Source organism: Streptomyces sp. NPDC088387 (genome assembly GCF_044753385.1).
GTDB lineage: Bacteria > Actinomycetota > Actinomycetes > Streptomycetales > Streptomycetaceae > Streptomyces.
The window spans coordinates 525,086-539,738 of sequence record NZ_JBIVNC010000002.1; the positions used below are offsets into that span (position 1 = coordinate 525,086).

Below are 14,653 nucleotides of genomic sequence, written 5' to 3' on the forward strand. Positions count from 1 at the left end.
CCGCGCGAGGCCTTGTCGTATCGTCGAGGTGCCCCACGCCGGCCGGCACCCGAGCCGGGCCGGCGGTCCGACCGGGAGGAGCCCCCCGTGACGCAGCAGGTCCCGTCGACCGAGCCACAGCTGGAAGCCGTGCGCAACTTCCGGGACGTGGGCGGGCTGCCGACGGTGGACGGCCGCCGGGTGCGTCGGGGAGTGCTGTTCCGCAGCGGGCATCTCGCGCACGCGACCGCGGCGGACGCCGTGTTCCTGTCCTCCCTCGGACTGCACACGGTCTTCGACTTCCGCAACGCCGCCGACCAGCGCCTTGAGGGCCCGGACATCGAACTGCCCGGCGTCCGCAACGTGAACCTGCCGCTGACCGACCCGGCACACGGCGCCGAGTTCTGGACGATGATCCGCGAGGGCGACCTGGACCAGCTGCGCACCCTGCTCGCCGACGGCAGGGCGGCGAACCGGATGGTCGAGTCGTACCGCACGATCGTCCTGGAGCGCACCGCCGAGCACTCCCGGGTGCTGCACGCGCTCACCGAGGACAGCGTCCCGGCCCTGATGCACTGCGCGGCCGGCAAGGACCGCGCGGGCATCTCGGTCGCGGTGACCCTGCTCGCCCTGGGCGTGGAACGCGAGGCGATCCTCGCCGACTATCTGGAGTCCAACGCCAAGCACCGCCGCTACCAGGTGCGGCGCAGCAGCAAGGCCCCCTCCGCCCACTCCCCCGAGGTCATGGAGCTGATCAGCCCGCTCTTCGACGCGCGCGCCGAGTATCTGACGACGGCCTTCGACACCATCGAGGCGACCTGGGGCGGCGTCGACGGCTATCTGGAGCAGGGTCTGAAGCTGACGCCGGAACTCCGCGACCGGCTGCGGCAGCGCATGCTCGACTGAGCCCGCGCCGCCACCGCTACTTCGCGCCGACCTCGAACAGCAGGTACAGGAACGCGGCGAAGACATGCCCGGCGGCGACGTAGATGAACAGCCGCACCCAGACTCCGCGGTTGCGCTTCGCGGTCTCGCTCATGGTGTTTCTCCCGTCGTCGGGCCGAGACAGAGCGCGGCCGTGGGGCTCTGAAGCAGGGTGTGTACAAAGAGCAGCTCGACGCCGGCCGGGTCGCGGGCGGCGATGCGGTGCGGGGTCAGGGAGTCGAAGTGCGCGCTGTCCCCGGGACCGAGCTGGTGCACGGCGTCCCCGAGGCGCAGCCGCAGCCGGCCCCGCAGGACGTACAGCCACTCCTCGCCGGGATGCACCCGCACGATGTCGCCCTGGGAGCCGTGCGGTACGTGGACGCGCAGTGCCTGCATCCCGCGGCCGGAGGCGCCGGCCTGCCAGTACGTCCAGCCGCCGGCCTCGGTCGGTTCCATGTCGGCGGCGCGCAGCACGGCGTCGCGTTCGGCGACCGTCTCGCCGAGGAGTTCGGAGACGGTCGTACCGTAGATACGGGCGAGCGCGAGGAGCATCGGCAGTGAGGGCTGCCGCCCGCCGGTCTCCAGCCGGGAGAGGTGGGCGGGCGAAAGACCGGCGGCGCGGGCCGCGGCCTCCAGGGTGAGCGAGGCCCGGCGGCGCAGGGCGCGCAGCTGCGGGGCGACGGCCGGCAACTGACCGGCGGCGGGCTCGGGGCCGGGCTCCGGTGCCGCGTCGGGAGAGGGGCTCATACCCTCCATTCAGCCGGAGTCTTACCTCCAAGGCAAATCTCTTGCCTCAGAGACAAGCTCCGGCGTTCACCCCCGCGGGTGCCAGGATCTCACCGGTTGGCCACCGCCTGCTTGACCAGGGTCTTCCCAAAGTCCCAGATCAGTCCGCCGCCGCCGTGCGCGTCGTCCATGATCTCGGTGAAGGCGTCCACGAACCGGTCGACCTCCTTCTCACCGACGATCAGCGGCGGGATCAGCTTGATGACCTCCAGGTGGTCGCCGGAGACCTGGGTGAGGATCCGGTGCCGCTGAAGCAGCGGGACGACCACCATCTGCGCGAACAGGCCCTTGCGCGCGGCCTGGAGCATCGTCCAGCGGCTGCGCAGCCCCAGTGATGTGGGCCGGCCGAACTCGATGCCGATCATCAGGCCCCGGCCGCGCACGTCGGCGAGCAGTTCGTACTTGTCGACCAGTGCCGCGAGCCGGGTCCGCAGCAGGTCGCCGGTCGCACGGGCGTTGGCGACGATCTGCTCGTTCTCCATGACGGAGAGGACCGCGAGGCCGGCCGCCATGGCCTGGGCGTTGCCGCCGAAGCTCGCCGAGTGCACCAGCACCCGGTCGATCGACGAGTAGACCTTCTTGAAGATCCAGTCCTTGCCGAGGGTGGCGCTCACCGGCACATAGCCGCCGGACAGCGCCTTCGCCACACAGACCAGGTCGGGTTCGACGCCGTCCTCGTGCTGGTAGGCGTAGAAGTCGCCGGTGCGGCCGAGGCCGGTCTGCACCTCGTCGGCGATCAGCAGCGCCTTGTGCCTGTGCAGCAGTTCCTGGGCGGCGCGCAGATAGCCGGGCGGTGCCTCGTGCACCCCCTTGCCCTGGATCGGCTCGACGATCAGGGCGGCCACGTCGCCCTTCTTCAACTCCCGTGCCAGGGCGTCGAGATCACCGAGCGGTACGGCCGTGTCGGGCAGCAGCGGGTCGAAGCCGGCCCGGAAGCCGTCCTCGCCGTTGACGGACAGTGAGCCGGTGGTCAGTCCGTGGAAGGCGTGCTCGCAGTAGAGGGTCCGCGGTCTGCCGGTGGCCCGGCGGGCGAACTTCAGGGCGGTCTCCACCGCCTCGGTGCCGCTGTTGCCGAAGAACACCCGGTCGAGGTGCGGGCTGTGCGCGAGCAGCCGCTCGGCCAGCAGTCCGGGCAGCGGCGGGCAGTCGAAGCGGGTGAGGTCGGCGAGGTCGGCGTCGACCACGTCGTGCAGCGCCTTGCGGACCACGGGGTGGTGGCGGCCCAGGCCCATCACCCCGAACCCGGCGAGCATGTCGAGGTAGTCGGCGCCGTCGGTGTCCCAGAAGTAGGCGCCCTCGGCCCGCTCGTAGACCTTGTCGAAGCCGATGGTGTGCAGCATGCGCGGGAGCTGGTGGTTGAGGTACCGGGTGTGCAGCTCGTAGCGCTCGGCGCCGCGCTCGGCCAGCAGTGCGGCGAGGTCGAACTCCCCGGTCCCGGCTGCGCGTTCCGCGGTGGTCATTCCTGGTTCTCCTTGGAGAGCTCTTCCTTGGTGGCCAGACTCGCGCTGATCCGCCCGGCGACCTCCACCGGAGTCAGCCCGATGTCCGCGAGGAGTTCGCCCCGCTTGCCGTGCGCGAGGAACTGCTCCGGGATGCCGAACCGCCGTACGGGCACGTCCACGTCGGCGTCGCCCAGGGCGAGCGCGACCGCCGAACCGACCCCGGCGGCACGGCTGTTGTCCTCGACCACGGCGACCAGCCTGTGCTCGGCGGCGAGGCCGGGCAGCGCCGGGTCGACGGGTTTGACCCAGCGCGGGTCGACGACCGTGCAGCCGATGCCGCGCGCTTCCAGCAGCTCGGCGGCCTGGAGACACACGGGTGCCATCACGCCGACGGCGACCAGCAGCACCTCGGGCCGCTCGGCGCGGTGCAGCACGTCGAGACCGCCGATCCGGTCGAGCGCGGGGATGCGCGGGCCGACGGACTCCTTCGGGAAGCGGACCAGGGTGGGCGCGTCGTCCACGGCGACCGCCTCGCGCAGCTGGGCGCGGAGCTGGTCGGCGTCGCGCGGCGCGGCGATCCGGAGGCCGGGCACGACCTGGAGGACGGACATGTCCCACATGCCGTTGTGGGAGGCGCCGTCGGCGCCGGTGACGCCGGCCCGGTCCAGGACGAAGGTGACCCCGCAGTGGTGCAGCGCGACGTCCATCAGGAGCTGGTCGAAGGCGCGGTTGAGGAAGGTGGCGTAGACGGCGACGACGGGGTGCAGTCCGCCGGTGGCGAGCCCGGCCGCGGAGACGGCGGCGTGCTGCTCGGCGATGCCGACGTCCCAGACCCGGTCGGGGAAGCGCTCGGCGAACCGGCCGAGTCCGACCGGGTGCAGCATGGCCGCCGTGATCGCCACGACGTCCTCGCGCTCCTCCCCGATCGCCACGATCTCCTCGCCGAACACCGAGGTCCACGAGGGACCGTTGGCGGGGGCGAGCGGCTCGCAGGTGAGCGGGTTCATCACCCCGACGGTGTGGAAGTGGTCCTCCTCGTGCGCGAGCGCCGGTTCGTAGCCGCGGCCCTTCTCGGTGAGGCAGTGCACGAGGACCGGCCCGTGGAAGCGCTTGGCGCGGCGCAGCGCGGACTCGACGGCGCCGATGTCGTGTCCGTCGATGGGGCCGACGTACTTCAGGCCCAGGTCCTCGAACATGCCCTGCGGCGCGAACGCGTCCTTGAAGCCCTTCTTCGCGCCGTGCAGGGCCTCGTAGACGGTGTTGCCGACGACCGGGGTGCGCTGGAGCACCTCCTTGCCCCAGGCCAGGACCTGTTCGTAGCCGTCGGTGGTGCGCAGGGTCGCGAGGTGGTTGGCGAGGCCGCCGATGGTGGGCGCGTAGGAGCGCTCGTTGTCGTTGACGACGATGATCAGCGGCCGGTCCTTGGCCGCCGCGATGTTGTTGAGCGCCTCCCAGGCCATGCCGCCGGTCAGGGCCCCGTCGCCGATGACCGCGACGACGTGTCCCCGCTCGCCCTGCACCTGGCGGGCCTTGGCGAGGCCGTCGGCCCAGCCGAGTGCCGTGGAGGCATGGCTGTTCTCGACGATGTCGTGCTCGGACTCCTCGCGCGACGGGTAGCCGGACAGGCCGCCCTTGCCGCGCAGTTTGGAGAAGTCCTGCCGGCCGGTCAGGAGTTTGTGTACGTAGCTCTGGTGGCCGGTGTCCCACACGAGGCGGTCGAGCGGCGACTCGAAGACCCGGTGGAGCGCGACGGTCAGCTCGACCACGCCCAGGTTGGGCCCCAGATGGCCGCCGGTCCTGGCGACCGCGTGCACCAGGAACTCACGGATCTCTTCGGACAGTTCACCAAGTTGCGCCTCGGACAGCGCCTTCAGGTCACGTGGTCCCCGGATGCTCTCCAGAATCGTCACGCTCGGGCCCCCTTCGGTCCGTGCAGTTCAGCTCACGGTGACGGCCGGCTCCCCGGACCCGGCGCCGTCCTTCTCCATCTGCTCGGCGATCTTCATCGCCTCTTCGATCAGCGTCTCCACGATCTTCGACTCGGGGACGGTCTTGATGACCTCGCCCTTGACGAAGATCTGCCCCTTGCCGTTGCCGGAGGCGACACCGAGGTCGGCCTCGCGGGCCTCGCCCGGACCGTTCACCACACAGCCCATGACGGCCACGCGCAGCGGTACCTCCATGCCCTCAAGTCCCGCGGTGACCTCGTCGGCCAGCTTGTAGACGTCGACCTGGGCGCGCCCGCAGGACGGGCAGGAGACGATCTCCAGGCGCCGCTGGCGCAGGTTCAGCGACTCCAGGATCTGGATGCCGACCTTGACCTCCTCGGCCGGCGGGGCCGACAGGGAGACGCGGATGGTGTCGCCAATGCCCTGGGAGAGGAGCGCACCGAAGGCGACGGCCGACTTGATCGTGCCCTGGAACGCCGGACCGGCCTCGGTCACCCCGAGGTGGAGCGGATAGTCGGACTGCGCGGCGAGCTGCCGGTACGCCTCGACCATCACCACCGGGTCGTTGTGCTTCACCGAGATCTTGATGTCCCGGAACCCGTGCTCCTCGAAGAGCGAGGCCTCCCACAACGCGCTCTCCACCAGCGCCTCGGGCGTGGCCCTGCCGTACTTCTGGAGCAGCCGCCGGTCCAGCGACCCGGCGTTGACCCCGATCCGGATCGGCGTGCCGTGGTCCTTCGCGGCCGCCGCGATCTCCTTGACCTTGTCGTCGAACTGCTTGATGTTGCCCGGGTTCACCCGGACCGCCGCACAGCCCGCCTCGATCGCCGCGAACACGTACTTCGGCTGGAAGTGAATGTCCGCGATCACCGGGATCTGCGACTTACGGGCGATGGTCGAAAGGGCGTCCGCGTCGTCCTGCGTCGGACAGGCCACCCGCACGATCTGGCAGCCGGACGCCGTGAGCTCGGCGATCTGCTGGAGCGTGGAGCCGATGTCGGACGTACGGGTCGTCGTCATCGACTGCACCGACACCGGGGCACCGCCCCCGACCGCCACCGGTCCGACCTCGATACGGCGGGAGACCCGCCGTACCGCGATCGGCCGGACCGGTACCTCGGGGATGCCCAAGGGGATGGCGGTCATGGCGTCAGGCCCGGTTCCCGTTGACCGTCTCGCGCATGGCCCGCAGCGACTCCTTCAGGGAGCCCATGGTGGCGAGGACGGCGGTGGGCTCGTAGCCGCAGTGCGCCATGCAGTTGGCGCAGCGCGGGTCCTTGCCGCGGCCGTACTTGTCCCAGTCGGTCTTCTCGATGAGTTCGCGGTACGTCGGGACGTAGCCGTCACTCATCAGGTAGCAGGGCTTCTGCCAGCCGAAGAGCGAGTAGTTCGGGATCGCCCAGGCCGTGCACGGGAAGTCGACCTTGCCCTCCAGGAAGTCCAGGAAGAGCGGGGAGTGGTTGAGCCGCCACTTCCTGCGGTTGCCGCCCGAGAAGGCCTTCTTGAAGAGCTCGCGGGTCTGCTCGACGCCGAGGAAGTGCTCCTGGTCGGGCGCCTTCTCGTAGGCGTAGGCGGGCGAGATCATCATCTCGTCGACCTGGAGGTCGTCGTTGAGGAAGTTGAGCACCTCGATGATGGTCTGCGGGGTGTCGGTGTTGAAGAAGGTCGAGTTGGTGGTGACCCGGAAGCCGCGCTGCTTGGCCTCCTTGATGGCGGCCACGGCCTCGTCGAAGACGCCTTCCTTGGCGACCGACTCGTCGTGCCGCTCGCGCAGTCCGTCGATGTGCACGGCGAACGCGAAGTACGGCGACGGCGTGAACTTCTCCATCTTCTTGCGCAGCAGCATGGCGTTGGTGCAGAGGAAGACGTACTTCCGCTTGGCCACCAGCTGCCGCACGATCTCGTCGATCTGCGGGTGCATCAGGGGCTCGCCACCGGCGATCGACACCATCGGCGCCCCGGACTCGAGCACCGCTCCCACGGCTTGGGCGACCGGCATGCGCTGCTTGAGCACCCCGGCGGGGTGCTGGATCTTTCCGCAGCCCTCGCACTTCAGATTGCAGGCGAACAGCGGTTCAAGCTCCACGATCAGCGGGAACTTGTCCCGCCTGCGCAGCTTCTGTTCGGCCAGGTATGTAGCGACCTTGATGGACTGGCGCAGCGGCATGGCCATCTGGCTCACCTCCGGGGGAGCAGCACATTACGGTGCCATTCGAAGAAAGTAGGCATTACGGATCGAAGAACGCGGAAAGCCGATATTCCACCGCGCACCGTGCCGATCCGGACGAGTTCATGTTCTGGAGCGTCCACGACCACCCGTACGGCCGCAACCGGGCGCTCGCCCGCGCGCACGGCGCTCAGAAGCGTGGCCGCCGACTCCATGTCGACGGCGACTGCGCCGGTCGCCCGCAGTTCCGACCGTTCCGGACCGCGGACCACGTGGTCGGAGCCGGTCAGCGGCCCGGTGTGGACGGTACGGCCCGGCAGCGCCCGGGTGAGTTCCTTGACCAGGGTCTGTGTGCCGTGGCAGGTGACGGTCCCGCGCGGGTCCCGGGTCTCCTCGGCGACGACCAGGTCGCCGGGGTGCATCCCGGGCGCGAGGCCGGCGCAGAAGCCGGTGGCGATCACGGCGGCTCCGGCGCGGGCCGGGTCGGCGAGGACCCGGCCCACGGAGCGTTCGGCCGCCCGGGGCCCCATGCCGGTGCGCAGCACGGTGACCGGTCCGCCCGCGCGGCCACGGTCGCCGGTGCGCAGGGCGATCTGCTCGATGCCGAGCGCGCAGGCGATCAGCAGCGGGGCGGAGTCCGGCTGGGCGCCCATCAGCCCTCCTTGATCAGCGCGAACGGGTCGCCGTGTACATAGCGGCCGAGCGCGGTGAGCGGGAAGACCTGCCGGTAGAGGTGGTAGTTGATGGAGAAGTCCCAGGGGAAGCCGGTGCCGGTGAAGTACGGCTCGTCCCAGGAGCCGTCCTCCCGCTGGGTCTCGGCGAGCCACTCGACGCCGCGCTCGACGGCCTTGGAGTCCCGCTCACCGGCGGCCAGCAGCGCCATCAGCGCCCAGGCCGTCTGCGAGGCGGTCGAGGCTCCCCGGCCGCTCCACCGCTTGACGTCGTGGTAGGAGCGCAGGTCCTCGCCCCAGCCGCCGTCGTCGTTCTGCACCGACTCCAGCCAGCGCACCGCCCGGCGGATCGCCGGGTGCGAGCCGGGCAGGCCGGCCGCGGTGAGCGCGGGCACCACCGAGCCGGTGCCGTAGAGGTAGTTGACGCCCCAGCGGCCGAACCACGAACCGTCCGCCTCCTGTTCGGCGAGCAGCCAGCTGATGCCGCGCCGGGTGCGCGGATCGTGGGCGAGTCCCTCGACGGCGAGCATCTCCACGACGTGCGCGGTGACGTCGGCCGAGGGCGGGTCGATGACCTCGCCGAAGTCGCAGAACGGCAGCTTGTTGGGGAACGGGCTGGTGTTGTCGACGTCGAAGGCGCCCCAGCCGCCGTCCTTGGACTGCATGCCGAGTTCCCAGCGCACACCGCGGGCGACGGCCTTGTCGACGCGCTCCCGGTCCGGGTGGGTGACCCGGCGCAGCGCGAGGATCACCTCGGCGCTGTCGTCGATGTCGGGGTAGTTGTCGTTGTGGAACTCGAACGCCCAGCCGCCGGGCGGCAGTTGGGGGCGCTTGACAGCCCAGTCGCCGGGTCTGACGACCTCTTCGGCGAGCATCCAGTCGGCTGCCTTGACGAGTTGCGGATGGTCGGAGGGAACGCCCGCGTCGGCCAGCGCGATCGCGGCCAGGCAGGTGTCCCAGACGGGCGACTGGCAGGCCTCGACCATCCGGGCGCCGTCCTCGCGCCAGACGGTGTAGCGGTCGAGGGACTCCAGGCCGGCGCGCATCACCGGGTGCTGGAGGTCGTAGCCGAGCAGGTGCAGGGCGATGATCGAGTAGACGGCCGGCGGCTGGATGCCGCCCCAGCAGCCGTCGTTCTCCTGGCGTTCGATGATCCAGCGGGCGGCGGTGTTCATCGCGGCCCGGCGCACCCGGCGCGGCGCGACCCTGCGGAACGCGTGCAGCGCCTTGTCGAGCCGCTGGAAGGCGCCGTCCCAACTGGCCGCGGGTGCCAGGGGTCTGGGCGGGTTGGGCCGGGCGGGGTCGGTGTGCAGCTCGTCGAGCGGGAAGGGCGCCGGACGGACCGGGCGCTTCGCGGAGACGATGGTGAGCGGCACGATGGTCTGCCGCGCCCAGCAGCCGAAGTCGTAGATGTTGAGCGGCATCCACTTCGGGAAGTAGATGAGTTCCGGCGGCAGTTCGGGCAGGTCGTCCCACTTCCACCAGCCGAACAGGGCGAGCCAGATCCGGGTGAAGACGCGGGCCTCGGCGATGCCGCCCCGCTCCCGGACCCAGGCGGACGCCCGCGCCATGTGCGGGGCGTCGGGCGCGTCGCCGGCGAGCCGGAGCGCGACGTACGCCTCGATGGTGGCGGAGAGTTCGCCCGGTCCGCCGAAGAAGGTCGCCCAGGTGCCGTCGTCGCGCTGTTCACCGCGGATGAACAGCGCGGCGGCGTGGGTCGTCTTCTCGTCGCGGATGCCCAGGAACTGACGGAGCAGCAGATCCTCCGCGTCCATGGACACGTTGGTCTCCAGGTCGCCCTTCCACCAGCCCTGGGCGTCCTGGAGGGAGAGCAGGAAATCAGTGGCGCGCTCGGTCGCGCGTCGGGCGGCCTCATCGACCCCGGTCGCCAGAGGGGTGGTGCTTTCGCTGGCCGCGGCAGCGCGGGGCGGCATGGCCCCGGTGCTTCCGTCGGTCGTCGCTGTCATGGCTTCCCCTTCGTGCAGTGTGCAAGTGGTGCGTCTGCTGGGTCCGCCGTCGGCCGGTGGGCTTCTTCTGTTCGCGCCGCCGGCCGGCGACTACGCGAGGATGTTTCGACCGATAGTGATCATCTCTTTCGTACGACGACGAAGTCGGCGAGCGCGGAGAACCGTGCCCGCACCTGGTCGGGCATGTCGATGGTGTCGAGGGCTTCGAGGGCGGTGACGTGCTGACGGCGTGCCTCTTCGGCGGTCCACTCGCGGCCGCCCGCCTTCTCGATGAGGGCGGCGCGGGCCGCGAACTCCTCCTCGGAGAAGTTCTCGAAGTCGCTGCTCTTGGCGTCGGCGGCGAGGATCTCGCCGAGCCGGTCGGAGGCGTCGCCGCCCGCCGCGAGCGCGGCCACCACCGGCAGGGACTTCTTGCGCTGGCGCAGATCGCTCCAGGTCTGCTTGCCGGTGGCCTCCGGGTCGCCCCAGATGCCGAGGAGGTCGTCGACGGCCTGGAAGGCCAGGCCGAGATGGTGGCCGTACTTCTCCAGCGTGTCGGCCGTGCGGTCGTCGGCGCCGCCGAGCACCGCCCCGATCGAGCTGGCGCAGGCCAGCAGCGCGCCGGTCTTGTTGCCCTCCATCTCCAGGCACTCCTCGACACTGACCCGGTCGCGGTGCTCGTAGGAGATGTCCTGCGCCTGACCGTCGATCAGGGCGCGGGTGGCGGAGGTCAGCCGGCGTGTCGCGCGGCCGGCGTCGACCGTGCCGAGCTCCAGCAGGACGTCGTTGGCGAGGGCGAACAGGGCGTCGCCGACCAGGATGGCCTGGGCGGGGCCGTGCACCTTCCAGACGGTGTCGCGGTGCCGGCGCTGCTCGTCGCCGTCCATCAGGTCGTCGTGCAACAGGGAGAAGTTGTGGACGAGTTCGACGGCGACGGCGCCCGGGATGCCGACCTCGGGGGCGGCTCCGGTGACCTCGGCGGAGAGCACGGCGAGCGCGGGGCGCACGGCCTTGCCGCCGTCACCGGCGGAGGGCCGGCCGTCGGCGTCGATCCAGCCGAAGTGGTAGGCGGCCACGGTGTCCATCGGAGACGCCAGGCGGTCGACGGCCGCCCGCAGTACCGGGGTGGCCAGGGTCCGGCCGCGCTCCAGGAGCGCGGTCACGTCCACCGCGGTCTCTCGCGCGGCCAGGGAGGCCGGGGGCACAGTGGGCACGTTCTCTCCTCTTGTTGCGGTACCGGAGGTGCGGGGGCCTGCCGCGCGCGGGTCGGTCGTCATGCGGCCTCCTCGACGTCGAAGAGGCGGGCGGGGCGAGGCCGGCCGAGGGCGCGCAGCGCGGCGTCCGCCGCGCTCACGCCGCTGCGGACCGCGCTCTCCATGGTCGCGGGCCACCCAGTGGCGGTCCACGCGCCGGCCAGGTAGAGGCCGGGGGTCCTGGTACGGGCGCCGGGCCTGAGCCGTCCGACGCCGGGGGTGGGAGCGAACGTGGCGGTGCGCTCCCGGGTCACGAAGAAGTCCCGCACCTCGGCGTGCCGGGTGAGCGGCAGCACGCGGTGCAGTTCGGGCAGGTACCGCTCGCGCAGCTCGGCGACCGGCAGGTCGATCTCGTCCTGCGCCGCCGACTGCGACAGCGCCAGGTACTGGCCCTCCTTCAACCCGGACGCGTCGGTCCGGTCGAAGACCCACTGCACGGGGGTGCCGAGGGCGGCGACGAAGGGGGTGTCGAGCACCTTGCGGTCGTAGACGACGTGGACGTTGAGGATCGGCGCGGTGCCGATGTCCAGGAGCCGCTCGGGGGCGTCGAGGGCGCCCTGCGGCAGCAGTTCGTACGTCTCGCGCTGGGGTACGGCGAGGACGACCGCGTCGGTCTCGATGTTCTCGCCGGGAACCTGAACGCTCCACCGCCCGTTTGCGTTGTGGGAGACGGAGGTGACGCGTGTACGGACCTCGGTACGCACGCCCGCGGAGTCGAGCGCCTTGCGGGCGAGCCGGTCGTGCAGTTCTCCCAGGGGCACATGCGCCCAGCCGATGTCGGCGGCGCCCGGGTCGGACAGCAGACCGGTCTTGAACACCATCGCGGCGAGCGACAGTGAGGCGTCGCCCGCGACCGCGTTGAGGGTGGCGACCCCGACCAGGTCCCACAGCGCTTCGACGGCACGCGCCGACTGGCCGTGAGCGGCCAGCCAGCTGCCGAAGTCCTGTGCGTCCAGGGTCGGATCGGAGAGGTCGAGCCCCTTGAGCGCGAGCGCGGCCCGACCGACCTTGGCACGCTCGGCGAGCGAGAGATGCGGGTACGTCGCGAGGCTGCGCCCCAGATGCAGGGGCACCGGCAGCGCGTCGCGCCGGAGTCTGCCCAGCCGCCGCCCCTCGGGCCTGGCGGTGTCGACGACGGGTACGTCGAGGCGGTTCTGGAGCGGGGCGAGCGCCGAGCCGTCGATCCGGTCGAGGAACCACCGGTAGGCGGTGCAGCAGCGCAGGTACACGTGCTGGCCGTTGTCGACGGTCAGTTCGCCGCGTTGGAACGAGAAGGCCAGGCCGCCCAGCCTCGGCCTGCCCTCCAGCAGGGTGACGCGTACGCCCGCGTCCGCGAGCGCGAGCGCCGCGGTGATGCCGGCCAGGCCGCCGCCCACGACGACGGCATCGTGTGCCGCGCGCCCTTCGGGTGGCCTGGCTCGTGGGCCGTCGGTCATCTTGCGCCCTCCCGTGCCCGGCTGGCCTGGGCCGTCGTGCGTGTGCGGCACCGTTGTGGCTGGTCGCGCCCACGTGGCGGAGCCTCATATCGATACGGCCCGCGCCCCTGAGTGGGCCCAGTGGAGCGCGCCGGAACGCCCCGGGTCTGCTCAGTCAGGGACGCGGACCCGGCGCGGAGGGTTGCCCGCCGTTTTTCGCCGGTGTCGTCACCCGGGTCCAGGGTCTCCATCAGGCGCGCCTCCTGACGGTCCTCCGGGTCACGTTCCGGGCGTCGAGGCCGGAGAGTCCGCGTACGGCGACATACGCCTTCTCCCGTCCGGGCAGCGAGACCCGGCCGCGCAGGACCGCCTCGGGGTCGCGTTCGATGCGGTCGAGCAGCCGGCGGTAGATGCCGGCCATGGCGGCGACGCAGGCGCCACTGCGCCGGTCGAGCATGGGGAGCAGCCGGTAGCCCTCGGCGAAAAGGGCGCGGGCCCGTCGCACCTCGAAGTGGACGAGGCCCGCGAAGTCGGAGCCCTCCGGCGGGGTCGGCCCGTCGAACCCGGCCGAGCACCCGAACTTCGCGAGATCGTCCGCCGGCAGATAGGTGCGGCCGGTCTCGGCGTCCTCACGGACGTCCCTGAGGATGTTGGTCAGCTGAAGCGCGAGCCCGAGGGTGTCGGCGTACTCGGAGGCGCGCTCGGAGCCGCGGGCGCCGGGTTCCGCGCCGAAGACGCCGAGGGAGAGCCGTCCGATGGCGCCGGCGACGCACCGGCAGTACACCTTCAGGTCGTCCCAGGTCTCGTAGACCTCGCCGCGGACGTCCATCTGGACGCCGTCGATGAGTTCGTCGAGGCCGTCGAGCGGGATAGGGAAGGCCGCGGCGGCGTGGGTGAGGGCGACCGCGACCGGGTCGGTGTCGTCCTCGTCGACGCCGCCCTCGCGGACCCGGGTGAGCAGCGCCCGGGTGTCCTCCAGCCGGGCCAGTTTGACCTCGTCCGCCAGCGTGCCGTCACCGATGTCGTCGACGCGGCGCGAGAACGCGTACAGCGCCGACATCGCCCGTCGCTTGGACGTCGGCAGCAGCCGGATGCCGTAGGCGAAGTTCTTGGCCTGCTGTCCGGTGACCGTCTCGCAGTAGCTGTAGGCGGCGAGTACCGGTGCGGACACGGGTGGTGTGAGCTCCACGGTCCGGATCACCCCTCTTCTCGCAGAGTCACGCCCACCTCACGCAGCAGCCGGAGCTTGCCGGGCTTGGGCGGGCCGGGAAGTACGTCGTATTCGGCGGCGGCGATCGCTGCGATCGCCGCCCTTCCCCCCGCCACGAACCCCGCGAGCAGCAGCCTCAGCCTGCCGTGGACGCTACCCACCAGGGGGGCGCCTTCATTCAGCAGATCGCGGGCGCGTTGCGCTTCGTATGCAACCAGGGCGCGCGCCGATGCGCCTGTGGTTTTCGCGGCCAGGTCCGTCTCCTGGACGTGGAACCGCTTCATGTCCTCGGCGGGGAGGTAGATCCGGTCACGGCCGAGGTCCTCGGCCACGTCCTGGAGGTGTTCGACGATCTGGAGCGCCGTGCACACGGCGTCGGAGCGGCGGATGCGCTCGGGGGTCGAGGTGCCGGTGACGGCGAGGACGAGACGGCCGACGGGGTTGGCGGACAGCTCGCAGTAGGCGAGCAGGTCGTCGTAGGTCTCGTAGCGTTTGACCAGCTGGTCCTGGCGGTTCGCGGCGATCAGGCCGAGGAACGGCTCGGGGGTCAGTCCGGTGCGGCGGACGGTGGGCCGCAGGCGGCGCAGCAGGGGGTGGCGGGGGCCGCCGTCGGATCCGTCGAAGACCCGGTTCAGGTCGGCCTCGAAGGCGTCGAGCAGATGCAGCCGGTCGTGTGCCCGGTCGGGTGACACACCGAGGAGACGGGCGTCGGCGCCGCCGGGGGCCAGATCGCCGTCGCCGATGTCGTCGACGAGCCGGGCGAAGCCGTACACGGCCATGAGGTCGGTGCGCCAGGCGCGGGGCAGGAAGAAAGGGGCCACGGGGAAGTTCTCGGCCGCGGCCTTGTCCAGCGTGTGCCGCTCCGGATCGCCGGTCCGCGTCGTGTCCGTTCCCGTCATCGTTTGCTGCCC

Annotated in this window: 14 protein-coding genes; 1 reads left to right on the forward strand and 13 read right to left on the reverse strand. The window is 71.3% G+C overall.

What is annotated here, in order from left to right:
* Nucleotides 1–87 precede the first annotated feature (87 nt).
* Entirely contained in the window at nucleotides 88–885 is a 798-nt protein-coding gene (locus tag ACIQAC_RS06895; protein ID WP_402187749.1) for a tyrosine-protein phosphatase, read from the forward strand.
* A 16-nt stretch (nucleotides 886–901) separates the two neighbouring features.
* Here ACIQAC_RS06895 and ACIQAC_RS06900 read toward each other — a convergent pair whose 3' ends face one another.
* The 13 genes from ACIQAC_RS06900 to hpnC all read right to left on the reverse strand — a co-directional run bounded on the left by ACIQAC_RS06900 (nucleotide 902) and on the right by hpnC (nucleotide 14,641).
* Nucleotides 902–1,018 (reverse strand): DUF6126 family protein, encoded by a 117-nt coding sequence (locus ACIQAC_RS06900; RefSeq protein WP_402187751.1) that lies wholly within the window; start codon nucleotides 1,016–1,018, stop codon nucleotides 902–904.
* Nucleotides 1,015–1,650 carry a helix-turn-helix domain-containing protein gene (locus tag ACIQAC_RS06905; protein WP_402187753.1) on the reverse strand — a complete coding sequence of 212 codons (636 nt, stop codon included), beginning with the start codon at nucleotides 1,648–1,650 and terminating at the stop codon, nucleotides 1,015–1,017. The genes ACIQAC_RS06900 and ACIQAC_RS06905 overlap by 4 nt, the downstream gene beginning before the upstream one ends.
* Before the next feature lie 89 nt (nucleotides 1,651–1,739).
* On the reverse strand, nucleotides 1,740–3,149 hold the full coding sequence (locus ACIQAC_RS06910; RefSeq protein WP_402187755.1) for an aspartate aminotransferase family protein: 1,410 nt from the start codon (nucleotides 3,147–3,149) through the stop codon (nucleotides 1,740–1,742).
* Entirely contained in the window at nucleotides 3,146–5,041 is a 1,896-nt protein-coding gene (gene dxs / locus ACIQAC_RS06915) for a 1-deoxy-D-xylulose-5-phosphate synthase (RefSeq protein ID WP_402187756.1), read from the reverse strand. The genes ACIQAC_RS06910 and dxs overlap by 4 nt, the downstream gene beginning before the upstream one ends.
* Before the next feature lie 27 nt (nucleotides 5,042–5,068).
* The gene (ispG, locus tag ACIQAC_RS06920; RefSeq protein ID WP_402187758.1) at nucleotides 5,069–6,226 is read right to left on the reverse strand and encodes a flavodoxin-dependent (E)-4-hydroxy-3-methylbut-2-enyl-diphosphate synthase; all 1,158 of its coding nucleotides are present in this window, start codon (nucleotides 6,224–6,226) and stop codon (nucleotides 5,069–5,071) included.
* Nucleotides 6,227–6,230: 4 nt separating this feature from the next.
* A complete protein-coding gene (gene hpnH, locus ACIQAC_RS06925) occupies nucleotides 6,231–7,253 on the reverse strand; it encodes an adenosyl-hopene transferase HpnH (RefSeq protein WP_402187760.1) in 1,023 nt (340 codons plus the stop codon).
* Between the two features lie 5 nt (nucleotides 7,254–7,258).
* The gene (locus ACIQAC_RS06930; RefSeq protein ID WP_402187762.1) at nucleotides 7,259–7,900 is read right to left on the reverse strand and encodes a 1-hydroxy-2-methyl-2-butenyl 4-diphosphate reductase; all 642 of its coding nucleotides are present in this window, start codon (nucleotides 7,898–7,900) and stop codon (nucleotides 7,259–7,261) included.
* Complete coding sequence (gene shc / locus ACIQAC_RS06935) at nucleotides 7,900–9,885, reverse strand: squalene--hopene cyclase (RefSeq protein WP_402187763.1); 1,986 nt, start codon at nucleotides 9,883–9,885, stop codon at nucleotides 7,900–7,902. Before shc ends, ACIQAC_RS06930 begins: the two co-directional genes overlap by 1 nt.
* 119 nt (nucleotides 9,886–10,004) lie before the next feature.
* Complete coding sequence (locus tag ACIQAC_RS06940; RefSeq protein WP_402188200.1) at nucleotides 10,005–11,069, reverse strand: polyprenyl synthetase family protein; 1,065 nt, start codon at nucleotides 11,067–11,069, stop codon at nucleotides 10,005–10,007.
* 68 nt (nucleotides 11,070–11,137) lie between these two features.
* Nucleotides 11,138–12,553 carry a hydroxysqualene dehydroxylase HpnE gene (gene hpnE / locus ACIQAC_RS06945; protein WP_402187765.1) on the reverse strand — a complete coding sequence of 472 codons (1,416 nt, stop codon included), beginning with the start codon at nucleotides 12,551–12,553 and terminating at the stop codon, nucleotides 11,138–11,140.
* Nucleotides 12,550–12,783, reverse strand: a complete 234-nt coding sequence (locus ACIQAC_RS06950) for a DUF6380 family protein (RefSeq protein WP_402187767.1) — start codon at nucleotides 12,781–12,783, stop codon at nucleotides 12,550–12,552. The genes hpnE and ACIQAC_RS06950 overlap by 4 nt, the downstream gene beginning before the upstream one ends.
* Nucleotides 12,783–13,733 (reverse strand): presqualene diphosphate synthase HpnD, encoded by a 951-nt coding sequence (gene hpnD, locus ACIQAC_RS06955; protein ID WP_402187769.1) that lies wholly within the window; start codon nucleotides 13,731–13,733, stop codon nucleotides 12,783–12,785. Before hpnD ends, ACIQAC_RS06950 begins: the two co-directional genes overlap by 1 nt.
* On the reverse strand, nucleotides 13,730–14,641 hold the full coding sequence (gene hpnC, locus ACIQAC_RS06960) for a squalene synthase HpnC (protein WP_402187771.1): 912 nt from the start codon (nucleotides 14,639–14,641) through the stop codon (nucleotides 13,730–13,732). The genes hpnD and hpnC overlap by 4 nt, the downstream gene beginning before the upstream one ends.
* Nucleotides 14,642–14,653 lie beyond the last annotated feature (12 nt).